Raw genomic sequence first — 22,663 nt, 5'->3', positions numbered from 1 at the left:
CTGTCAGATGACCATCACTGTTAGTTGTTATTGTTCCAGTTTGGACAGCACAATATTAGTTAACTCGATGTCACCGTCTGTGACGCCGAAACTAAGTTTTGTGCCCGGTTTTTGATACATTCGAACACTCAGTGCCGTGCCGTTGATGTACAGAACTGCGATATCGTCATCAACGATGATAGACAGTTTGTATTCGGTATTATTTTGTAGATTAATTGGTCGATCCAATCCCTTATTCATATACTGGAACCAAGGCCAGTTCGGTGTTTTGTCGAAAGTAAGCTGTTTTTCGTTGAGTGAAAAACGGTATTCATACGCTTCTTCGAGTTCATTCCCATAGATGAAAATAGAGAACCCACGAGTACCTTCTGCAATTTTCACCGTTGCTTCAAGAGTGAAACAGGTTGAACTGTTCTCAGTGAGAACTTGTGTTTTATGGGTATCAATGGTTTGTAAATGGACATCTGCCAATGCTGTCTTGACGCAGAATGCATCCAGCACAGATTTAACCGGTTTTACGCCCAGTGAGTAGTCTGGTCGTTGGTAAACTTCTTGAGGAACGAAAGTGCCTCCCCATTCATAATTGCCCAAATCGTCATCATTTTCTTTTGTTGGAACCCATCCGAAAAGAATACGATTGGTGCCATTTGTCGCTGTACGGCCGGCATAATATGCTCTGCCATCAAAAGCATCGTCATGAGGTGCAATCCAAGGACCATCGAGGCTTCGACTCATTCGATAGATCATTTTGTTCTTGTCACTGAACTCAGAAATAATCAGATACCACCACTCGCCAATTTTAAATAGCTCCGGCATTTCAATCATGGTGAACAATCCTGGATACCAGAAGTCTCCTTGAAAGTCCCACTTGTTCATATCTTTACTGGTAAAAGAAACCAAACGACCGGTACGTTCTCTGTTATCACCTGGGGCTCTGGCTCCGAGCACCAGCAAATACTCTTCTTTCTCATCGTTCCAGACAATAAACGGGTCACGCCAAGCAAATACGTCGTAGCCTTCTTGTGGAACGATCTGTTCTGCATTGCCATTCTTTTGCCAGTTAATTAAATCATGGCTAGTCGCCTGCATGAGCTTTTGTGAAGGAATGCCTTTCTTTTTGAAAATTTTATTAGCACCGGTATAGAAAGCGGTATAGGTGTCTTGGGCGGTTTGGTACACGCTGCCCGCATAGATGTATTGGTCTTGATCATCATTTGAACCATGTTCTATCGCCGTGCCATGTTCTTGATAGTGGCGAAAATCTGATGTGGTACAAAGTGACCAGCCAAAAGGTTCACCCATCGGGCCTGGGTTACGAGTATCGCGCTGGTGGTAAAGATAAAACACACCATCTTCGCAATAGGGCATGCAGTCGCCAAACCAGTGGCCTTCGGGTTGATAAAAAATCTTATACATAAACAAATCTCTTCTTATATCTATATTGCAAAGTGAAAACGAATGAGTCGTGATTATTTTTTGTTAACCGCAGAGATGAGGTAAGAAATAACAAATGCGCCTCCAAAGGCGATGCACATGCCGATAATATAGTTCACCAAGCTACCTGGTTGCGTAATAACCATGCCCGGAATACCCGTCATTCCTACCGCTGTCATGCCGACTTTGGTTAATACTACGTATGCACCGCCCAAAGCACCGCCAATAAGTGCTGCAACGAATGGCTTTCCATAACGTAAGTTCACACCGAAGATAGCCGCTTCTGTAATGCCCAACATACAGGAGATGCCTGCTGGAACGGCGATGGCCTTAACTTTGGTATCTTTTGCTTTAAATGCTACCGCAAGACATGCGCCACCTTGTGCCACGTTAGCCATCGACCAGATAGGTAACAGGAAGTTTACTCCCACTTCAGGGTTGGTTAGCAGGCCCGCTTCAATGGCATGGAAGCTGTGGTGGATACCAGTAATGACAATCATTGAATAGGTACCGCCAAACAAAAATCCAGCAAGCCAGCCAATGTGTTCATAGATAAAGCTGAGTGAGAGAGTGATGCCATCACCGAGAGCTCGGCCGACAGGACCTATAAACAACAACGCGACAAAACCCGTTAAGATGACCGTAACAAAAGGGGTGACGATAAGTTCGATAGAATCAGGAACAATACGGCGCAGCTGCTTTTCAACGTTGCTCATAAACCAAGCGGCGAGTAGCACTGGAAAGACCGTTCCTTGATAGCCAATCATAGCCACATCAATGCCGAAAAAGTCCATGGTGTTGTAGCCGGAAGCCACTCCCCAGGCATTAGTTAACGCTGGATGAGTCAGAATGCCGCCTAAAACCGCACCTAGGAACGGGTTACCGCCAAATTCTTTAGCGGAGGTAAAACCAATCAGGATCGGCAAAATAATGAATGCAGCGGAACTGCACATATCGAGCATGATAAATAATGCACTGTCTGGTGCTGCCCAGCCATTGGAACGAACAAGGCCAAGCAATCCCATTAGCAGACCTGCTGATGCTATAGCCGGAATAATAGGTACGAAGATGTTTGATAGAAGTCGGGCTATGCGCTGAAACGGATTCAACTTTTGTGTCGCGATATTAGTGAGCTCAGCCTTCGATGTTTCACTTAAACCGATCTGGGAAACAAATTCCGCATACACTTTGTTGACTAGCCCTGTCCCAAAGATGATCTGAATTTGTCCGGCGTTGACAAAACAACCTTTAACACCTTCAACGTTATCGATTTCTGCTTGGTTTAACTGACTATCATCAACGAGGACAAGTCTCAATCGAGTGGCACAATGAGCGGCACTACTAATGTTCTCTTTCCCTCCCAATAAGGGAATCAAGTCTCTGGATATCTTCTCTATGTTCATATGACCACCGTATTTTTGTTTCTTTTTGGTTTAGTAATGATGTTTGCTTTGGTGATTATTCATAATGACAAATAAATAACAAATTGATCTTAACAGAATAGAGATCGTGATCAATTTATTTTTATAGATACAAATTAATGACAACTTTTGAGTGGTGATGAGAAGGACGTTTGGGTTTTATAAAACTAAATTGGTTATTGATTTGTATCTTTTGTATGTAATAATTATTGGCAACAAACAAAGGGGAAATCATGCTGTATAAGAAAGTAATGCTGGATCTAAAGGCTCGTATTGATTCGGATGAGTTACAAATTGGAGATTCCTTGCCGACAGAGAAAGAACTGATTGAACACTATTCAGTTAGCCGGAGTACGGTACGCAAGGCGATTGATGAGCTTGTTAAACTTGGATTGGTCGAAACACGCCAAGGTTCAGGTTCCAGCGTGATCAGTAAAGCGATGGCCAATTCCATGTCGAACCTGGTCACTACCAAAGAAATGCTTGCGGATTCGGATAAGCGTTTGGTTTATAAGGTTGTGGAGTTTCAGTTGATGTCTCCGGATGAAAAAATAGCCAATTTCTTAAAAATAGCTCCTTCAGAAAAGGTGTATTTTATCCGTCGTATTAAGTTGATCGATGATATCCCGTCGATTTACGAAGACTCCTATATGCCTGTTGCCTTGTTCCCACAAATCAATCTTCTTTCGCTTGAAGGCTCTAAATACAAATATTTAGAACAAGATTTGGGTTTTAAAATTGACGGAGCAATTCAAGATTTTGAAGCGATCATGCCGGACGAAAATATTTGCGCTGCGTTAGATGTGTCGCCAGATCGACCTCTGATTCGTATCCATTCAGTTGGAAAACTGAAAGATGGAAGGGTTTTTGAGTATACGAGAACAAGCCTAAATCCGGAAAAATACACGTATCAGCATTATTTAAAACGCTAACGTCTATTGCAGAGCCATAGACCCTAAGTTTTTGACTATTACCCAAGGTATACATTCGATTCTAAAAAATAACATTTCAACGTCGTTATATTACTATTTATAAATCAATCAGTTAGTGCTGAACGTGATTCATCAAACATTAATAGGCTAAAAAGTGACCAGTTCGATGAACTGAATCACATCTATTTGTTCAGCACTTTGATCCTAAATCTTTTGTCTGCAATTTTGATAGCTGAAACGATTCAGCTTAAATGTCAGAAAAATTATTTAAAGGATCAAACTATGAAAATAAAACCACTTGTTGCAGCTCTTACTTTGGTTGCACCGCTTTATGCTACAGCAGCAGAATTTACCCTAACCGATACCGCAACGAATACTTATGTTGAAAATTGGGAAATTACGAACCAAAAACTTGGTTTTGGAAATATCCCTTTTAGCATAGAAAAAGTGCGCTTACATGGCGGTAAGCAAGAAGGCGTTGACATTATTGTCATAAAGAATGGTGAGCTGGAAGTGACCTTAGTACCAACCAGAGGTATGGGGATTTTTGACGTTAAGAAAGATGGCAAACGAGTGTTAGGCTGGGATTCGCCAGTAAAAGAAATTGTGAACCCAGCCTACATTGATTTGGAAAGTCGTAACGGGCTCGGTTGGTTGGATGGCTTCAATGAAATGATGGTGCGTTGTGGTTATGAATGGACGGGGCATCCAGGGGTAGATGACAATGGTCAACTACTTAGCTTGCATGGTCGAGTTCAAAATACGCCAAGTTCGACAATTAAAGTCATTATTGACGATGAGGCTCCGCATACTATTACGGTTGAAGGTGAAGTGTCGGAAAGAACGTTTAAAAAAGCAGAGCTAGTAACAAAAACATCGTTTTCTATTACTCCTGGAGAAAACAGCTTCTCGCTCAATGATACTTTGACCAACAAATCTGATTATGACGATGAATACCAAATTATTTATCACTCTAACTTTGGCAGCCCAATATTAGAAAAAGGTGCAAAAGTGTATGCCGCTGCCAGTGAAATTTCTCCCTTTAATAGCTACGCAGATAAAGGCTTGAAAGATTGGCAAACTTACCTAGGCCCAACTAAAGGGTATGATGAGATGGTTTACAATCTAAAACCTGTCGCAGATAAGAGTGGAAACACATTAGCTGTGTTACATAACAAGGAGGGCAACCTTGGTGTATCAATGCAATACAATACCAGCCAATTGCCAGTCCTGACGATTTGGAAAAACACAGATACTTTACAGCAAGGTTATGTTACGGGAATTGAACCTGGTACCAGTTACGCCTACAACACCAAGTTCCAACGTCCTCTGGGCCTAGTCCCGACGATTCATGCAGGAGAAAGCAAACATTTTGATCTAACGTATACGGTATTGTCTTCTTCAGCAGAAGTGGATAGTGCGGTTAAAGACGTGAATAAACTTCTGAATGGTAAAAAAGTGCAGCAAGTGCATGAGCTAATCGTCGACCTAAGTAAGGTTCAGTAAGCCATAGTGCTTCCATTGATGCAGAGGGGAGTTTGTATCCCCTTTGCTATTTTAGCTAATTAGACATTCATAATTCCCCGTGTTGCTAACTCAGATCTAGACAAGCTCATTCTTGTTCCAGCATCAGTCTTCTACGCAGAACAAATGCCTTAATGGCTGTGCTTCTTTCCCTTTCTTACCTAGGTTCTTATGGCTTTATAGCCAATGAAATGACAGGCATTTCTGCTTTTGAGTCATATGGTGAAAGAGCTAACCAGACAATACCTAATGCGGAGCTCATTAGGATACAAGACGCTGGGCATTTACCTTTAATGGATCAGCCAGAGGTTTTTAATCAAGCCTTATGTGCCTTTTTAGGACGATAGTCTACGGATACTTGTTTGTGGCGACCAGATTATCTAGCTTTTAAAATTGACATATATGGAAAAACACATATATGATATTTCGTATGTAATAGAAGCTGAAATCTTTTTATGTCTTATCCAATCTCTCTCTACAAAGCACTTTCAGAAGAAACTCGCCTTAAATCTATGCTTTTGATGCAGAAGCTGGGGGAGTTGTGTGTATGTGACCTGATGAAAGCGCTTAATCTTAGTCAACCGAAAGTCTCACGACATCTTGCAGAGTTGCGAAAACATGACCTCGTTCTTGATGAACGTCGAGGAAAGTGGGTTTATTACCGAGTTAATCCAAATATAGAACCTTGGGTTAAACAAGTGTTGGAGCTTACATTGCAAAACAATCTATCGCTAATTGAGTTAGAGCTGGACAGTATCAAAAGTAAGTCATGTTCAAATGGCTCGGTTAGCTAATATCGGTACAAAACATATTTACAAATTAGTTTAATTTGAAGGGGATTCTATGAGTAACATCGTAGGTTGTGAGGAGGCCAGTGCCTCCCAAAAAATGAGTTTTCTGGACCGGTATTTAACGCTGTGGATTTTTCTTGCGATGGCTGTCGGCGTAGGCGTTGGAGTATTGTTCCCTCAAGTCGCTGAGTGGAACGAGACTATGTCTGTGGGTTCAACGAATATTCCTCTGGCTATTGGCCTTATCTTAATGATGTATCCACCTTTAGCAAAAGTGAATTACAGCCTGTTGGGAGAAGTGACTCGCGACAAGAGAGCAATAACACTTTCATTAGTTATGAACTGGGTTATCGGACCGGTTTTGATGTTTACCCTTGCCATCATTTTCCTGAGAGATCAACCGGGCTATATGGTAGGGGTAATCCTTATTGGCCTCGCTCGCTGTATTGCGATGGTTTTGGTGTGGAATGATATCAGCGGCGGTAGCAAAGAATATGGAGCGACGTTAGTTGCTTTGAATAGTGCATTTCAAATTGTGACTTACAGCTTTATGGCGTGGTTGTTTATAACTGTTTTACCACCTTACTTTGGGCTGGAAAGTTTTGTTGTGGATGTGACGATTCTGGATATTGCTCAGAGTGTACTCATTTACTTAGGTATCCCATTCCTAGCTGGTTTCTTAAGCCGTAAGTTGTTGGTGTCTGCAAAAGGTGAGCAGTGGTACAACGATGTGTTTATTCCTCTTATTTCACCAATTACACTTATTGCGCTTTTGGCGACTATAGTGCTGATGTTCAGTCTAAAGGGCGAGATGATCATTGAGTTGCCAATGGACGTTTTCAGAATAGCAGTGCCACTTATCATTTATTTTATGGTGATGTTTTTTGCGAGTTTCTACTTAGGAAAACGATTAGGTATTCCTTACGATCAGAACGCATCAATCGCTTTTACTTCATCTGGGAATAACTTCGAACTTGCTATCGCTGTTTCCATCGCAGTGTTCGGCTTAAACTCTGATCAAGCTTTTGCCGGTGTTATTGGTCCCTTGGTAGAGGTTCCTGTGCTAATCGCATTAGTTAACGTAGCCCTAAGAATGAAGCGTAAATACTATTCTTAATTGACCTAGCAGGGACTTACGGTCTGATATTCAGAAATCGTAAGTCCAAACTTAGGTGTTGGAATTATGGTGGTTGATGGAAGCAATGTTTAGCTTTCAGACAGTTGCATCACCGTTTTCGAAACATTCTCTGCGCCACGGTATATTTCGTCCATCACCGCGGATACTTCAGTGATTTTGTCTTTACCTTTGCTGGAAGTGTCAACCACGGATTCCATTGCAGAAGTTAAGTCTTCAGTCAATTTTTGGTTTGCCGTGATTACATGGGTAATCTCGGATGTAGACTTACTGGTCCTTGATGCCAATGAGCGAACTTCGTCAGCAACGACAGCGAATCCTCGACCTTGTTCTCCGGCACGAGCTGCTTCTATTGCAGCATTCAGAGCCAGTAAATTAGTTTGTTCCGCTATTCCATTAATGATTGATACGATTGAAAAAATGTTCTGAGATTGAACATTCAGCATTTGGACTTTTTCTACTGTAACTCGAACATCATCGGCAATTTGTGTCGACAGTGCTACCGAATCATTTAACAGTGAAGCTCCTTCTTTAGCGATTTGCGAAGTTTCTACAGAAGTGGACAATGCGACTTCTGAAGCTTTTGCAACAGCTAAGTTTTTACTCACTTGAGTGGTTATATTTGTAGCAAATTTAATGATCTTAGTTACTTTGCCAAAACGGTCAATGACAGGGTTATAGGTCGCCTCAAGCCAAATATCATTCCCATATTTATCTTTACGTAGAAATTGCCCAGATTTATAACTCCCTTTATTTAGGTCGTCCCAAAAGCGTGGATTTTCAATATAAAAATCATCGTTACACAACATTCTATGATGTTGCCCTTTAATTTGTTCTAGCTTGTAACCAAAGACTTGCAGGAAGTTTTCATTTGCATCAAGAATTTTTCCAGAAGGATCAAACTCAATCACCGCTTGAGAACGATTCAAAGCTTTGATTAAGTTGGTTTGAGCCTCATCTTTAATACGTCGTTTTGTAATATCTGAAGCGATTTTCATCACTTTGACGACTTTCCCTGAATGTTTGACTGGGAAATATGTCGCTTCCAGCCAGATTGTCTCGCCATTTTTATTAATGCGTTCAAAAGCTCCTGACTGAGGAACTCCGTTGGCGATATCTTTCCAGAATTGCGAGTATTCCTTTGATTTACTGTAGTTTTCACTACAGAACAAGGAATGATGCTTGTCTGCAATTTCGCTGAGTTGATAGCCAACCACATCAAGAAATAGAGAGTTAGCTGAAATGATTTTTCCACTTGGAGTAAACTCGATTACAGCCACACTATTTTGAATTGAAGATAAAAGCGAATCGCGTTTTGCAATTTCTTCATTTGCATTTTGCAATGCTAATTTTGTTTTTCTACCAAACATATATACCCCGTTAATGTGAACAACATAATGAGTTCCTCTCAAGCGCAACTGCTTAATAGTTAAGGCGTTGTGAGAGATACCGTATTTAGTTAGCCATATAAACCACTTATCTAAAGAGACTTAAATCGTTAACCAATTTACTAACAGGAGTAGGAAAAAGAGCTGCGCCTTTGCATAAGCCTTAAAAATATATTGCGCGCTATCTATCTGAGCAATCGATGTGCCACTTGTTGTAAAGGTGAGTTTTAAATGTTGTACAAATGTTTCAGAGGTGTGTAAGTAGACCGTTTAACGGTTAATCTTTCTTTGTCAGCTTTTGAACATTTGTTAATGTTGGTTCTGCCATCTATCTAATAACGCATTGCAAAACGGCGTTGTTATTTATCTGATCGAATTGGCTTAGCTAACCGAATTCAGGCTATACAGTTTTTCTAAACTACACTTTTAACATATGGCATGTTGAGTGATGCGTTTTCATTGGTTTGCGCGTGCCTAGCAGAAGGAGAGAGCATGTTCTCAGTCGGTAAGTCTTTACCTAGAATATTATTGGTTGATGATTCAATTGAACAACGACTCTTTTGTTTGCTTGATGGCGAAGTCGATTTTCACACCACGCCACTTGAAAGGTCAGTTCAAAGCCATTGGCGTGATTCCACGTCAGAGAGAACGCTATTTCGGTCTGTTTCAGCCGAAGAAATTGAATTGGGCTACTCCTTATGAAATTTTCTCTGACCAAAACTTTCCGTTTTTTATCTATTTGGCTTCCTTTGTGTGCGGGTACATTACTTACGGCATTAATTGCAATACTGCTGCACTCCCAAAACCAAGAGGATGATAAAGCTCATATAGAGTTGCTTATGACGCAAGCCGAATCAATTATTCAGGAGCGTTTTGCTCTGTACGAATATGGATTGAGGGGCGCTCGTGGTTCCGTTGTCACAGCGGGACCAGATAAAATCACTCGTAAGCAATTTGAAAGCTATATTGGGACGCGTGATATCACCAGAGAGTTTCCGGGTGCACTTGGATTTGGCTTTATTAGACGAGTGCCGGTCAAGGAAGAACAACGTTTTCTCGAAATGGCTCGGCAGGATGGTATGCCGGATTTTTCAGTTCGCTCATTGAATCCTCATGATGGTGATCGTTTCATTATTCAATACATCTATCCTATTGCTCCGAACAAACAAGCCATAGGGCTTGATATTGGCTCTGAAACAAACCGCCGAAATGCAGCACTAGCTTCTGCAAGAGAAAACCGAGCGTATTTGAGTGAGCCCATTACGCTGGTACAGGCTGACAAAAAAGCCCGACGCGGTGTGTTAATTATGCTGCCTATCTTTCCAAACGATTTCACCATGCAAACCCCAGAGGCTAGGGAGCAAAATGTAGTCGGTTGGTCGTATGCTCCTTTGATCATTGATGACGTATTGGCCGGTTTATCTTTGGTTATAGACCATGCACAAGTCCAACTGAGTAACCAAAATGAATCAACACCGTTTTATATTAGTGATGGTCATGGTTCGAACTACCATTTAGAAGACAAAATGGTACGTGTAATCAACGTTATGGGGCAGGAGTGGAAATTAGAAATTGTTCCGAATGATGAGGCTTACATGGCCAATCGCTGGGACATTCACTGGGTTATTATCATTGGTATGGGGCTGACCTTGCTGTTAGTTCTGAGCGTTAATTTTTTGCGCACAAATGCAGGGGACGATTTTGATGAAAACCGTGAAGCATATCGTGGTGTTCAAAGCGTCTTGCACTTCTTGCGTAGTTCGAACGTAAGAAAAACTTGGCCGTCAGCAATCGTCACTATGTTAGCGGTGTTTTTATTAATCAGCTGGCAAATGTTGGAGAGGCAAAAATCAGACTTAGCAAATGAACTTTCTCGTAATAATCATGAAGTGAAGTCAAACCTTGAAGAAATAGCCGCACAATATAGTCGTGACACGCTCTTTTTAGCCAATACTCCGCCAGTTATAGCAATGCTACAAATGGAAAGTCAGGATATGCCATTGGTTGGGCGTGCGTTGAAAGAGCTGTGGCGAGAGCGTATGACAGAGATATTCAAAGCTTACATGCAGACATCTCAAGAAGTATTTCAAGTAAGACTTATCACCGAAGAAAATAATTGGAAAGAACAGGTAAAAGTACAAAGAGAAGGCAGCAGTCTTATTGTCTTTAATGACGCTGATTTACAGGATAAAAGTTCAGAGCCTTATATATCACAAACGTTGAGTGTGGGAGGCAGTAAGGTTTATGTGTCTGATATCAATCTCAATAGAGAATATGGAGTCATTGAAACCCCTCATCGTCCTGTCTGGCGGTTTTCAACACCTTTGTATTTTAAAGATGGGAAACCATTTGGTCTCATCATTATTAACCTGAACGCCACTGCAATTTTAGATGAGATTACTTTGGGGAATATCGCTCATCTCCAATCTTACATTACGAACAGTGACGGGAGTTTTATTGTACATCCTGAACCGAGCCAATCCTTTGCGTTTGAGAACGGTAATCCGGTCAAGTGGAGTAATGAATTTCTCCCTGTAGAGCCGACAATATTGGCGATCACCGGAGCCAATGAATATGCAGGCAATAGTGGCGATATTTGGGCTGTTGATTCAATGTTCAATTTAGACACTACCACGTCGCCCAGACATCTCAATATCTATACAACGAGCACTAAACTGCCATTTATCATTCGTATTTCCTGGCAATTTATAGTGTTATTTTTTGCCATTCTAATATTCGTTTTTGTGAGCGTTGTGATTCAATATTGGCTTTGGATGAGCGCTTTGGTGTCACAGCGCGAGAAATGGAATCACCAGTTACAACGTCAACAAACCAAAGAATTATCAAGATTTAAAGCACTATTGGAGTCCTCCCCTGAAGCCACCTTGATTGTGGATCAAACTGGCATCGTCAAAATGGTAAACGCGGAAGCTGAGAAAGTGTTTGGTTTGTCGAGGAGTCAACTTGAGAATAATTCGATTGATCAACTCATCCCACTAGAATTTAGGGGAGCGCACAGTATGTATTTAAATGCATACATGAATAACCCTGAAAATCGTCGTATGGCTCCCTCTCGACAGCTATTTGCATTAAAAGGCACTGGTGAAAAGTTTCCTGTGGAAATTAGTTTAAGTGCGGTTCCTATGGAAGATGATTTGCTTGTTTCCGTTTCGCTTCGAGATATCACTGAAAGACTCAGAATAGAAAAAGAACTGAAGGTGGCGCTACAAGAAGCAGAGAATGCAACACGTGCTAAAAGCGCTTTTCTGGCGAATACTAGCCATGAGATAAGGACACCTCTTAACGCGATCATCGGGTTAACTCATATGTTTGCCGACGAATCACTGACAGAAACACAGCGTCTACTGATAGATAAAATAAGCCTTTCGGGCAAGTCACTATTAGGAATAGTCAATGACGTGTTGGACTTGTCCAAAATTGAAGCGGATGAGATGTCTTTAGAGTTACTGCCGGTTAATCTTCGCGATTTTTCTGACGAAATCAGCGGCGTGTTTACTATTCAAGCAGAACAGAAAAAGATTGAATTTGCTTTAGTACTATCACGTGATTTGCCCGATTGGATAGAAGCTGACCCGTTACGGTTGAAGCAAATCTTGAATAATTTACTGAGTAACGCCCTCAAGTTTACTGATATCGGAAAGATCAGCTTTAACGTTGAACTGAAAGATACGAAAGTTATTGATGATAAACCTCAAGCCATTGTGCGTTTTTCTGTTACTGATTCTGGTGTGGGGATATCACAAGAAAACATATCACGACTTTTTAAACCTTTTTCACAAGCGGATGCAAGTACCACAAGACGATATGGCGGAACTGGATTGGGGCTATCTATCGTAAGTCAGCTTGTTGGACTTATGGAAGGGGAAATTGCCGTAAAAAGCGAGGAGGGTAAAGGTTCTACATTTTGGGTTGATATTCCTTTCTCGGTGATTTCTGCTGATGAAATTGAGTTAGCCGGATTACAAAATCAGCAAATGTTGTATCTCATCGTGGCTGAAAATGATGAACAAGATGCTAAGCAGATTATGTCACTTACTCGCTCACTAGGATGGCGAGCAGATCTAGTGAATGACGGGAACGCGCTTGTCGAACTCTTTATTGAAAGGCAAGAGCATGGTTTGCGTCTACCGGATGCTTTAGTTGTTGATTGGAAAATGCCCGATCTTGATGGTGTTCAAACACTAGAGAAGTTAGCTCATCAAATCGAAAAAGATACACTGCCAGCCGTACTCATGGTTTCAGACATTGAAAAACAGCAATTAGGCCAGTTTGATGATAATCCTTTGATCGCCTATACACTGCAAAAGCCAGTGTCTGCATCGACCCTATTTGATGCGGTGAATGATACGGTTTGTCGTTTTACGGGTGATATTGAGCGTGTTTTGAGCGCTACGACGACAGCTCAAATAAAAGCAAAATGGCTGAGCAACTCGCGCATTTTGGTGGTTGACGATAGTGAAACAAACTTGGAAGTGGCGAAGTATCTTCTGACTCAAGCGGGAGCAGATGTAGAGACCGCGAATAGTGCCGACACAGCCATTAATAAGTTGGAAGCTGATTCGTCAAATTACGATGCTGTTTTAATGGATGTACAAATGCCGGTTATGGATGGACTTTCTGCTACGAAACACATCCGTCAATCTCTTGGTATGACGGAACTTCCTATCATAGCGTTAACGGCAGGAGCTTTGGTTGAAGAACGCAAACGTGCTTTCGAGGCCGGAATGAACGATTTCTTAACCAAACCTATTAGTCCGGCACAGTTAATCAGTGTGTTGAGAACTCATATATCGAAACCGCTTGGAACGAGTATTGAAGCAGATTCTATTGATATGCCTTTACAATCGGAAGACAGCTGGCCAGCGATTAAGGGGTTAAATTTAGCAGAAGCTAAACAGCTGTTAATGAACAATAAAGAACTGTTTTTTAATACGCTTCAGCATCTGCTGGAAGACAATGAAAACTTATTGTCGGATAAAGCTATCGGTGCCGATAGTCTAGATAATCCCGAGACTCGCGAGAGTTTGGCCGCACAAGCGCACAAATTACGTAGTTCAGCCGGTATGGTTGGTGCGCAGCGGCTCCATACGCTTGCTTCATCCGCTGAAAATACCTTAAGGGAGCCAGACACAAACGCAGAAAATATCATGCAGGAGCTGGTATCAGAACTTAAAGAGCTAAATGCGGCTTCTAAAGCGGCAATCATGCAATGGAAGCAAAGTCAGGAAATCTCGATCGTTCCTTCAACGATTGACAATGAAGCCTCACTAGATGCCGCCATAGAATTATTGAAAATGTTTAACGAACAAGACTTAAATGCATTAACATTGGTTGAAGAAGAAAAAGAACATTTATTCAATCTGTTAGGACGCGATAAGTTCAATTCGTTACTGGATTCAACAAAGCGTTTGAATTTCACACAGGCTAAAGAGGTCTTAGAGCCTTTTGTACTCAGTTCAAGGAAAGATAATGGATAAGCTGTCGGAAGAAAACATTCCAGAGATCCTTATTGTGGACGACGACAGTTCCGTCGTTATCGCATTACATAAAGTGTTGCAAGACGTTGGTCGAATTCGTTTTGCCTCGACGGCTTCTCAAGCTTTGGAGATGGTCAGTGAAACTCGCCCAGACTTAATTTTGTTGGATGTAGAGCTTCCAGACATCAATGGTCTTAAGCTCTGCATAATGCTTAAAGAAGATATGGCGACCGCGAGTATTCCGGTGCTTTTTATTACCAGTAAGATAGAAGCAGGTTTTGAGGAGAAAGTATTTGATGCAGGTGCTTCCGACTTTATCACTAAGCCACTAAAACCGCGCGTCGTCGCTGCTAGAGTGCAAACGCACCTTGCTTATCATAAAGCCCTTGTGCAACTGAACAAGCTGGCACATACAGACAGTTTGTCAGGGTTAGCTAACAGGCTGGCATTTGATGAACAATTAGATATCGAGTTTAGGCGTGCGCGCAGGCAACAAGAACCTCTATCTATTGTGATGATAGATATCGATGAATTTAAGAAATACAACGACTATTTCGGCCACGTGGAAGGGGATGACTGTATAAAAGCGATTGGACGGGGATTGAACAAAATTACCAAACGTCCTGCGGATTTTGCTGCACGTTTTGGCGGCGAAGAGTTTACTCTAATCTTGCCAAACACGGATAAAAAAGGAGCCGAAGTTCTCATCGGTAGCTTAATGTCTACAATTGCTGATTTAGCGATTAAGCACGCACCGGAAGCTATCTACCCAATCGTAACTGTGTCTGTTGGCTATTCGACGTTAGATCCTATGCAGTGTGATTTTAGTTCTGTCACCCCTCTTGATATTGTCAGCGCCGCAGACAAAGCTTTATATCAATCCAAACACGATGGACGTAATCGATATTCCTACCAAGCGTTGGAAGTGTAATCGTTACACTAGGAAAAAATAGAGGTTTTAAACTGATAGATACTGAGTGTTTTGCGTCAGTAAAAAGAATCTGCGTATTAGAGTGAGTTAACACTCCTCTTTCCGAGTGATCAGAAAGAGGAGCGGGTGTTTAACTAGACTTTGAAATATTCCAGTTCATTCGTTTGAGCTTCAGCTAACTGTGCAAGTTCTGTTGAAGCTTGCAGAGTTTGATGGATAGCGGAAACATTTCGGTTCACCAAATCAAAAGTGTTGGTGATGGACTGAGAAATTTCTTCGGTTACCGCAAACTGTTGTTGGGATGCGGTGGCAACCAAAGTGTTGATATCAGAAATCGACTGTGAAGCCGCTGCGATTTCTTCAAATGCTGCTTTGATTTGATCTGCCAGAGCGACGGAGTCTTCGATTAAATCAACGTTTTCCATCATGTTCTTGTTGGCTTTTTCAGACTGCCCACGCAATCTTTCAATTATCTTCTGAATGCTGACCGTTGATTCTTGAGTACGAGTAGCAAGAACCCTGACTTCATCAGCTACAACTGAGAAGCCGCGACCTTGTTCACCAGCACGTGCAGCTTCAATTGCCGCATTTAAGGCGAGCAAGTTAGTCTGTTCAGAGATGTTATTGATAACTTCAGTAACACTGCCGATTTCCAAAACCAACTGGCTGAGCTCACTGACAATGCTTGCTGTGTTGGTCACCGATTGGCTGATCTTATCGGTCAAGACGATGTTTTGTTCGAGCGTTTGTTTACCGCTTATAACGCTGTCTTGAGTTTTTCTAGCTTCGTCTTCTGCCATGACGGCTTTGTTGCTCACTTCTTGAGACGTAGAAGACAGCTCATTAATCGCAGTCGACACCTGCTCCATTTGCTGCAATTCGTCTTGAGCGTTGTTTTGCGTTTCATTCATCACAACGTTCAGTTCTTGCGCTGCCGAAGAGACATTTTCTGAAATGCTCAACGAGTTTTTGATCAATGTGGACAACTGAGCTGATAGGTTTATAAGAGAGAGGTAAATACCCGTTTCTTTACCAGTTTTAGTAAAGTTGTGCGAAAGGTTACCCGTGGCCATCTCTTCCATTAGCGCTGCGATTTCATCTGGAGCTCCACCGACGGGTCTTAACACTAACTTATTGATGATCATCATCAATACACCGCTGGCCAAAACGATACAGATTAATCCGGTTATTGCAGCGTAAATAAGCTGGTCGTTGGCCCCTTGTTCAATTTCACTGTTCGGTGTGAAGGTAACAAAGTTCCAGCCGCTTATTTCAAGGTGAGTCCAGAAAGCAGTAAAATCAACATCCTTTCCTCTCACTACTGCGGTGTAGCCTAGCTCAGGATTTGACTCACTGAATTCTTTATATCGTGGACGCTCATCAAAGATATTTTTACCAATAAGCTCAGGGTAAGGAGAGTGCAAAATTGAACCATCGTGAGCATAAAGGAACATGTCTTTTTTATCTGCAAAAGCACCTAAAACGGCACTTGCTTTGACGTTTGCTGTGATTGCGGTTTCGCTATTGAGTTTATAAGTAACTGCAATAACTAGGTGGCCCGTCACGACAGATTTAAACGGTTCAGAGACGTAGAACTCTTTGCCTTGGTTAAACACGGCATTGTAGTAAGAGCGGTTCATCTCTTTAGCGTTGAAAGGCAGTTTTTCACCATCAGAACTGAATAAGCTGCCATCACTGGTCAAAATTGACACGGATTCACTGACATCTTGTTGAACTCGCTGCAAGGTTTTTAGCTGGCGGATGACATGAGAGGCTAAGCTGCCTCCTTCTGTATCACCTTCAAACGTACTAAGCGCTGCAAGCTCACTGCGGTAACTTTCAAACTTGGCATTGAGTGTGGCTTCAATTGTTGCGTTGTGTTCCCGCAATAATTCTTTATGTTGATGAATGCTTTCATTTCTAAAAGCTCGGTAATCTAACGCTGCTATTAGTATCACAATAGCGGCTATGAGCAGACTCAATGTGCCGATAGTCTGTAGTTTGAATCTATTCATGATTCCCTCATTTGGCAATTTGCAATCTTTAAATATATACATTACGTATGGATAATCTATTTGTGCCGACTATATATTTTTTGTCATTAATTCGGTAGGCAAAATTTATAGAGTTTTCCTAAAACATATTTTGGGTCAATTTCAGAGCTAACCATATATGAAATAAGGGGCTTATACAGTTGTGTATATTGAACTCAAATAGAAATCAGCAAGATTGGAAAAAGCCAACGAGTGATAATAATTTTTTAATAATGTGATGCTAGAAGCGCACGATAAACATGCTCATAACCAATACTTGTGGCAACGAAAATCAATAATGCGGACATCAACAAATTGAAGGTTTTGAAATAGATTGGGTTCTCAATCCGTTTCCCCATGACCATTCCTGCTAAGGAATAACTGCTTGGTGCGCCAAAAGCCAGAAAGGCTAAGCCTACAGACCAAACGACAATCGCACTGCCACTAATACCCGCGGCAGGAAACTGAATGGTTGAAATTGGCATAGTAGCGACCAGTGCTTTCGGGTTAAGCAGTTGCATAAATAACCCGTTGTTGAAACTTAATATAGATACGTTAGCTTTATTGTCTGAGATATTGATATTTGCACGAAACACTTTCCACGCAATATAAACTATGTAAATACAACCAATTAGACTGATGTATGGCAGTAGAGAAGGGTTAATAAATTTAAGCCCAAGGAAACCGAGAAATATAAACAGAATCAACATGGCACATCCCACGCCGGCGAAAAAGCCAATATGTTCACGAGTTTTACCATTTAATCCACTGTGTAGACCTAATAGGTTAATTGGGCCAGGGGTGTACATTACACCAATGGCATAAGCGAGAATTTCTAACATTGAAAGCTCCAAATGTATGGAATTAAGAACAGAGTTGTAGCTGGTATTGTTTAGGCGTCATGCCAAACGTTCTTTTAAAATGACGATTGAGATGACTGTTATCGGCAAAGCCTGATAGTTGTGCAACATGGCTGGAAGGTAAGCCAGTTTCTAAATATTTACGCGCAGCATTAATGCGGCAGTTCAGCACGTATTGATGAGGGGTAATACCGAACTGACGATGAAATAAGCGAATAAAATGATACTTGGACATAGCAGCGGCTTGAGCGACGTCATCGATGGAAATATCTTGGTCAATATGATCGATGATGAAATCTTTTGCTCTGGTTAACAGGCTATCTTTTTTCGACAGAGGTGTATGGAAATCATGATTGAGTTTTCCGGCTTTGCGTACTAAAGAATGCGCAATATGAAATAGCCCGCTTTCAAACTCGATAGTCGAGTGGTTTGACTCACTGACGAGTTGGTGCATTGCTAGAATTTGGTGTCTTAGCACGGGATCATTGAGTAACGGACGGTCTACTCTTAATGTCGCCTCTTTTCCGTAACCTAACGCTTGAAAAAGCGGCTTCAATTCATTGGGATGAATATAGAGCATGACATATTCGAGGCTTTCACTAACACCGGAATGACCGTCGTGCACATCTTCAGGATTGAAGAGCAGTACTCCGCCTGCTGGGCTTTTATGGAAAGCGTTTTGGCAGAAAAAATCTTGGCGACCTTTCAGAGTAACGCCAAGGGAATACTCCTCATGCGCATGTTTGGCATAAGAAAAATCGCTCATCGTTGCTTCTAGTGCGGTGACTAGCTGCTTTTGACTACTGCTGAACTGAAAGCGATTTTCTTGTTTGGCACTCAAAACGATTCCCTTAACGTGTGATTCCTATAGTTCCCAGTATAGTTACTCGCTGAATCGAAAACTTGAACAAAATTGCTCATTATTGCTCTTGGATATCAAACTTAATAAATATCCATTTGCCTTGTTACCGCTGCCATTGCAATGCCTAAGGCTATTGCGGTTAACGGTCTTTTGGTTGTTAAAGCGAATATCGCTGTCATCGCAAGTGCGAGTTTTGCTCCCATATCACCTTGGATTAACAGAGGTGCAATAATCGCAACTAACACTGAACCCGACATTGCCGCAATGAACTGTTGTACTTTTTGATTAATCGGCACAAAACTCATGACAAACACGCCGCCCCAGCGAGTGACCAGTGTGACCAGCGCCATAATCAGAATAACGAAAAGTGCACCAGTTCCTGCGGTTTCAATGCTCATGTGATTCTTCCTTCAAAATAATGCCTAATAAACCGCCGACTAATGCACCGGCAAAAACGTGACTGTTTTCAGGTAAGTACAGATATGCCAAAACCGACGCCACGGCAGCGCCACCCCAAATGATCAAGGTGCGTTGATCTTTCTTACCTTCCAGAACCATGGTGAGCAAAAAGCACGACATCACCATATCGAGACCAAAGGCTTTTGGGTCACTGATAGAACTACCGAAATAGAGACCAAGCCAAGTGCCTGCGATCCAGAAAACCCACATGGTTAACCCGCCACCAAGCAATATGCCCAAAGCTTTGCCATATTCCCTGCGATTAAACGCCTGCAAAGACATCGCCCAGTTGGCATCAGATGCGACCATCATTACGCCGTATCGCTTTAATGGATTGAGATGTTTTAACCAAGGGTAAAGAGAGGCGCCCATCAAAAGGTGTCTGGCGTTGATAGCAAAAACAGTGACGACCAGCGGAAGAATAGGTACCTCAGTACCCCATAAATTCAGACTACCGAACTGAGATGCGCCAGCGAAAACAGCAGCACTCATCAACACAGTTGAAAGATCATCTAATCCGGTTTGAGAAGCTGCTAACCCAAAAGCCGCACCAAATATGGCAACAAAGAGTGAGATAGGTAAGAATTTCCGAACACCAGAATAGAAGTGGTGAGCGGAAAACCTGAGATCGTTTAAATCTATTTCTGACAAAAGACGTTCCTTATCTTACAAAGAAGGCAATTATGCTTATGATTTCTTATGTTGAGGTTGTAAGGAACTTTTTCAATCCATTAACAAAATAAAAACAACCAAGTGGAGTGAATGAGGTTGCTAGACGAAGTCGGCGGACACGTGGATTACTATTTAATACTGTTTGTCAGCTTTCCATAGATATAGGCGAGTTCCGCAACAGTATGAGCCGAGAATTTCTTTAACAGACTTGCTCTGTGAACTTCAACAGTACGCATGGCAATACAAAGTTCGTCAGCAATACGGATGTTGCGTTTGCCTGAAATAATCAGTCTGAGTATGTCTTTTTCACGTTTGGTTAGCGAGTCATAGCAAGCCTTGGCGTCAACCCAGTCGAGTTTGGCCGCAGATTGGGCTTGTCCATCAATGATGGCTTGGACCAGTTCGTCACCTTTTACCGGCTTTTGAAAAAAGTGAATTGCGCCTTCTTGCAGAGCGTCGACAGCCATTGGGATATCACCATGGCCAGTGAGGTAAATGATCGCTAAAGGACTGTTGGCTTCGTTAAGAATTTGATGAACCTGCTGACCTCGAAGTTGTGGCATTCGGCTGTCCAATATCACACAGCCTGGTTTGGTGATGTCGACAGAATCCAGAAACAGTTGGCCGTCTTCAAATGTAGTCACTTTAAAATCGTGTTCTTCAAGCATAAAGGCGAGCGAATCACGAACGGACTCGTCATCGTCGACGACATAAACAGGAAGTTGTGCATTGATGTGGTTCATAAGTGATATTCCTGGTGATCCATTAAAAATAGGGCAGCGAAAGCGTGACCATACAGCCGTGAGGTTTTATAGACTCCAACTTAATCTGACCATGGTGGGTTTCCATAACATCTCGGCATATGGCTAACCCTAAGCCAAGTCCGTTCTCTTTGGTTGTAAAGAAGGCGTCGTTTATTTCAATTCCCGCTAACCCCGTGCCATTGTCTGTAATCTTAACCAGCAGGCTGTCCTGATGATATTCAGCCTCTACAGTAATGGTTGCTTGATAGTCTTCAGTTTTATGGTGTTGTTGGAAGCTGATACAGGCATCAATGGCGTTATTTAATAAGTTTACTAACACTTGCTGCATGCCCACGGAATCAATGTCAGCGGCAATGACGTCACCTTCCGTTTCGCGCATCAGTAATACCGAGTGTTTCTGCAACCGGTAATGCATTAACTCTAGGGTGTCGGTTATCAGATCTTCTACATTGTTCGGTTGCTTTTCGATGCTGCGTTTTTTAATGAGATTGCGTAAACGATGAATAATGGCATCTGCTCTATCCACCTCTTTTTGAATTTTATGAAAGACCGGCACGATATCTTCATTCGGTCTTTGCTTAGAAAGTCTCAATAAGCCACCTTCACTGTAATTTCGTATTGCAGCGAGAGGTTGGTTGATTTCATGTGCAAGGCTGCTTCCCAGCTCATCGACAATGGCTACGCGCTGAGAGTGTTCAAGCTGTTCACTTTTTTCTTTAAGTCGAGATTGTGTCTGTTCCAGAGCCTGCTTACTTTTGCTGAAACGGTATTCAAGCCAAAAGTGATAAGCGTTCAAAACGATGACAAATACAAATACTGCCCATGCCCATTCCTGATGAAATCGCAGCCAACGAAAGGCTTCTTTCCACCAAGGTTCTTGAAATGGGTGGAGGTCTAACGCCTGATAAAGTTTATCAATGGACAAAAGGCTGGCGGGAGATGTCCAGCCAGAGGCTCCGGCAGCAATAGCCGCTTGGCTGTCCGATGGCATTGCCAGTAAGGCGCGAGTGACCTGTTTTGCCAGTTGAGAAGATGCACGCTCAGTTTTTGCAAACGACCAGTTTGGATAAAGGCGAGTCGATACCTGACAAGGGAAATCATTCGGTGTCTGCGCATTAATCACTCGATAAGCATTGGCTTCCAATAATCCTTCATGTTGCATGGTTTCGAGTAGGCAAACTGGAACTATTGCTGCGTCGACAATCTTGTCTCGCAGTTGGTAGAGATTGGCGTCGATCGGAAAGCCCAGAAAACGAACATTGGCAAAGAAGTCATTCGGGTTGATTCCCATTTCTAACACTTGATAGCGCAGCGTCAGATACCCCCCGAACGCGCGTTCTGAAACCGCAGCCATCGGTTTTCCTGCTAACTCTTCGATTTTGAAATATGGAGCGTCTTTTTGCACCACCACGGCTGAGCCAATGGTGTGATTAAAGTGACTGGCTAGGCCGCTGTTGAGGGTGGCTAACCACGACAGTTCAAACTGTCTGCCCAAACGCACCGCTTGGCCGGGATTGGTCAGGATGAAATCCATGCTCTGATTCTGCACGGCGGTTGCCATACTCTCAAGATCCAGAGGATGAAGGATAAAGTCGCTATCAGGAATTTGTTGGCTCAGCCAATCCATTGTCGGTTGCCAACGCTGCTGTGCGTACAAGTTGCCTCGTATGGCTAACACACCAATATCAACAGAGTTTTTCTCTGTTGATTGTCCAAAGCTGAACGCAGAACACAGCAGAGAGATACTTGCCAAAAGCAGAGCTGCAATGTGCTGTATACCCGTTCTCATCATCGCCTGAATTGTCCGTTTGAAATCCTTATATGGCTAAGGATAACAGCATCTTACTGCTAGCTACATTTGTTTTAGATCAACTTTGATCTGGGTATGTGGAAATCCACTATATCGGCAAGTAGGGGCTTTTCTGACAATAAACACAGAACCCTTATAAATTTAGCAGG

The 22,663-nt window shown here is 42.2% G+C and carries 16 protein-coding genes; 6 read left to right on the top strand and 10 right to left on the bottom strand.

Features of this window, described 5'->3' with window-relative positions; genetic code table 11:
* Positions 1-27: 27 nt before the first annotated feature.
* Together L3V23_RS01815 and L3V23_RS01810 are read right to left on the bottom strand one after the other, a co-directional pair.
* A complete protein-coding gene (locus L3V23_RS01815; RefSeq protein ID WP_237291850.1) occupies positions 28-1,416 on the bottom strand; it encodes a GH32 C-terminal domain-containing protein in 1,389 nt (462 codons plus the stop codon).
* A 53-nt stretch (positions 1,417-1,469) separates the two neighbouring features.
* On the bottom strand, positions 1,470-2,837 hold the full coding sequence (locus L3V23_RS01810; protein WP_237291849.1) for a sucrose-specific PTS transporter subunit IIBC: 1,368 nt from the start codon (positions 2,835-2,837) through the stop codon (positions 1,470-1,472).
* Between the two features lie 251 nt (positions 2,838-3,088).
* Between L3V23_RS01810 and L3V23_RS01805 the strand changes: the two genes are divergently transcribed.
* From L3V23_RS01805 to arsB, 4 genes are all read left to right on the top strand, one after another.
* Positions 3,089-3,787, top strand: a complete 699-nt coding sequence (locus tag L3V23_RS01805; RefSeq protein WP_237291848.1) for a GntR family transcriptional regulator — start codon at positions 3,089-3,091, stop codon at positions 3,785-3,787.
* Positions 3,788-4,069: 282 nt separating this feature from the next.
* Complete coding sequence (locus tag L3V23_RS01800; RefSeq protein WP_237291847.1) at positions 4,070-5,293, top strand: aldose 1-epimerase family protein; 1,224 nt, start codon at positions 4,070-4,072, stop codon at positions 5,291-5,293.
* A gap of 473 nt (positions 5,294-5,766) precedes the next feature.
* Positions 5,767-6,105, top strand: a complete 339-nt coding sequence (locus L3V23_RS01795) for a metalloregulator ArsR/SmtB family transcription factor (RefSeq protein ID WP_237291846.1) — start codon at positions 5,767-5,769, stop codon at positions 6,103-6,105.
* A 49-nt stretch (positions 6,106-6,154) separates the two neighbouring features.
* Complete coding sequence (gene arsB / locus L3V23_RS01790; protein WP_237291845.1) at positions 6,155-7,219, top strand: ACR3 family arsenite efflux transporter; 1,065 nt, start codon at positions 6,155-6,157, stop codon at positions 7,217-7,219.
* A gap of 89 nt (positions 7,220-7,308) precedes the next feature.
* On the opposite strand, the gene L3V23_RS21380 is transcribed toward arsB, so the two are convergent.
* The gene (locus tag L3V23_RS21380) at positions 7,309-8,607 is read right to left on the bottom strand and encodes a PAS domain-containing methyl-accepting chemotaxis protein (protein ID WP_276573986.1); all 1,299 of its coding nucleotides are present in this window, start codon (positions 8,605-8,607) and stop codon (positions 7,309-7,311) included.
* A gap of 716 nt (positions 8,608-9,323) precedes the next feature.
* Here L3V23_RS21380 and L3V23_RS01775 point away from each other — a divergent pair.
* Together L3V23_RS01775 and L3V23_RS01770 are read left to right on the top strand one after the other, a co-directional pair.
* On the top strand, positions 9,324-14,123 hold the full coding sequence (locus tag L3V23_RS01775) for a CHASE domain-containing protein (protein ID WP_237291844.1): 4,800 nt from the start codon (positions 9,324-9,326) through the stop codon (positions 14,121-14,123).
* The gene (locus L3V23_RS01770) at positions 14,116-15,054 is read left to right on the top strand and encodes a diguanylate cyclase (RefSeq protein WP_237291843.1); all 939 of its coding nucleotides are present in this window, start codon (positions 14,116-14,118) and stop codon (positions 15,052-15,054) included. The genes L3V23_RS01775 and L3V23_RS01770 overlap by 8 nt, the downstream gene beginning before the upstream one ends.
* Positions 15,055-15,188: 134 nt before the next feature.
* On the opposite strand, the gene L3V23_RS01765 is transcribed toward L3V23_RS01770, so the two are convergent.
* From L3V23_RS01765 to L3V23_RS01735, 7 genes are all read right to left on the bottom strand, one after another.
* Positions 15,189-17,069: a methyl-accepting chemotaxis protein gene (locus L3V23_RS01765; protein ID WP_102966064.1), complete on the bottom strand. Its 1,881-nt coding sequence runs from the start codon at positions 17,067-17,069 to the stop codon at positions 15,189-15,191.
* Positions 17,070-17,314: 245 nt separating this feature from the next.
* Positions 17,315-17,929, bottom strand: a complete 615-nt coding sequence (locus tag L3V23_RS01760) for a LysE family transporter (RefSeq protein WP_102966063.1) — start codon at positions 17,927-17,929, stop codon at positions 17,315-17,317.
* A gap of 22 nt (positions 17,930-17,951) precedes the next feature.
* Positions 17,952-18,788 carry an AraC family transcriptional regulator gene (locus tag L3V23_RS01755; protein ID WP_237291842.1) on the bottom strand — a complete coding sequence of 279 codons (837 nt, stop codon included), beginning with the start codon at positions 18,786-18,788 and terminating at the stop codon, positions 17,952-17,954.
* A gap of 101 nt (positions 18,789-18,889) precedes the next feature.
* The gene (locus L3V23_RS01750) at positions 18,890-19,207 is read right to left on the bottom strand and encodes an AzlD domain-containing protein (protein ID WP_102966062.1); all 318 of its coding nucleotides are present in this window, start codon (positions 19,205-19,207) and stop codon (positions 18,890-18,892) included.
* Positions 19,197-19,910 carry an AzlC family ABC transporter permease gene (locus L3V23_RS01745; protein ID WP_237291955.1) on the bottom strand — a complete coding sequence of 238 codons (714 nt, stop codon included), beginning with the start codon at positions 19,908-19,910 and terminating at the stop codon, positions 19,197-19,199. The genes L3V23_RS01750 and L3V23_RS01745 overlap by 11 nt, the downstream gene beginning before the upstream one ends.
* Before the next feature lie 158 nt (positions 19,911-20,068).
* Entirely contained in the window at positions 20,069-20,683 is a 615-nt protein-coding gene (locus tag L3V23_RS01740; RefSeq protein ID WP_102966061.1) for a response regulator, read from the bottom strand.
* 22 nt (positions 20,684-20,705) lie between these two features.
* A complete protein-coding gene (locus tag L3V23_RS01735) occupies positions 20,706-22,493 on the bottom strand; it encodes a PhnD/SsuA/transferrin family substrate-binding protein (RefSeq protein ID WP_102966060.1) in 1,788 nt (595 codons plus the stop codon).
* Between the last annotated feature and the right edge of the window lie 170 nt (positions 22,494-22,663).

Origin of the sequence: Vibrio sp. A1-b2 (assembly GCF_021726015.1) — a bacterium.
Taxonomy (GTDB): Bacteria; Pseudomonadota; Gammaproteobacteria; order Enterobacterales; family Vibrionaceae; genus Vibrio; species Vibrio diazotrophicus.
The sequence above is the reverse complement of the archived record's forward strand: the minus strand, read 5'-3'. Positions and strand labels throughout refer to the sequence as shown.

What these genes read in the sequence shown, in the direction of transcription:
- L3V23_RS01815 (WP_237291850.1), bottom strand. Translation starts at nt 1,416, where the DNA reads ATGTATAAGATTTTTTATCAACCCGAAGGCCACTGGTTTGGCGACTGC.
- L3V23_RS01810 (WP_237291849.1), bottom strand. Translation starts at nt 2,837, where the DNA reads ATGAACATAGAGAAGATATCCAGAGACTTGATTCCCTTATTGGGAGGG.
- L3V23_RS01805 (WP_237291848.1), top strand. Translation starts at nt 3,089, where the DNA reads ATGCTGTATAAGAAAGTAATGCTGGATCTAAAGGCTCGTATTGATTCG.
- L3V23_RS01800 (WP_237291847.1), top strand. Translation starts at nt 4,070, where the DNA reads ATGAAAATAAAACCACTTGTTGCAGCTCTTACTTTGGTTGCACCGCTT.
- L3V23_RS01795 (WP_237291846.1), top strand. Translation starts at nt 5,767, where the DNA reads ATGTCTTATCCAATCTCTCTCTACAAAGCACTTTCAGAAGAAACTCGC.
- arsB (WP_237291845.1), top strand. Translation starts at nt 6,155, where the DNA reads ATGAGTAACATCGTAGGTTGTGAGGAGGCCAGTGCCTCCCAAAAAATG.
- L3V23_RS21380 (WP_276573986.1), bottom strand. Translation starts at nt 8,607, where the DNA reads ATGTTTGGTAGAAAAACAAAATTAGCATTGCAAAATGCAAATGAAGAA.
- L3V23_RS01775 (WP_237291844.1), top strand. Translation starts at nt 9,324, where the DNA reads ATGAAATTTTCTCTGACCAAAACTTTCCGTTTTTTATCTATTTGGCTT.
- L3V23_RS01770 (WP_237291843.1), top strand. Translation starts at nt 14,116, where the DNA reads ATGGATAAGCTGTCGGAAGAAAACATTCCAGAGATCCTTATTGTGGAC.
- L3V23_RS01765 (WP_102966064.1), bottom strand. Translation starts at nt 17,069, where the DNA reads ATGAATAGATTCAAACTACAGACTATCGGCACATTGAGTCTGCTCATA.
- L3V23_RS01760 (WP_102966063.1), bottom strand. Translation starts at nt 17,929, where the DNA reads ATGTTAGAAATTCTCGCTTATGCCATTGGTGTAATGTACACCCCTGGC.
- L3V23_RS01750 (WP_102966062.1), bottom strand. Translation starts at nt 19,207, where the DNA reads ATGAGCATTGAAACCGCAGGAACTGGTGCACTTTTCGTTATTCTGATT.
- L3V23_RS01740 (WP_102966061.1), bottom strand. Translation starts at nt 20,683, where the DNA reads ATGAACCACATCAATGCACAACTTCCTGTTTATGTCGTCGACGATGAC.
- L3V23_RS01735 (WP_102966060.1), bottom strand. Translation starts at nt 22,493, where the DNA reads ATGAGAACGGGTATACAGCACATTGCAGCTCTGCTTTTGGCAAGTATC.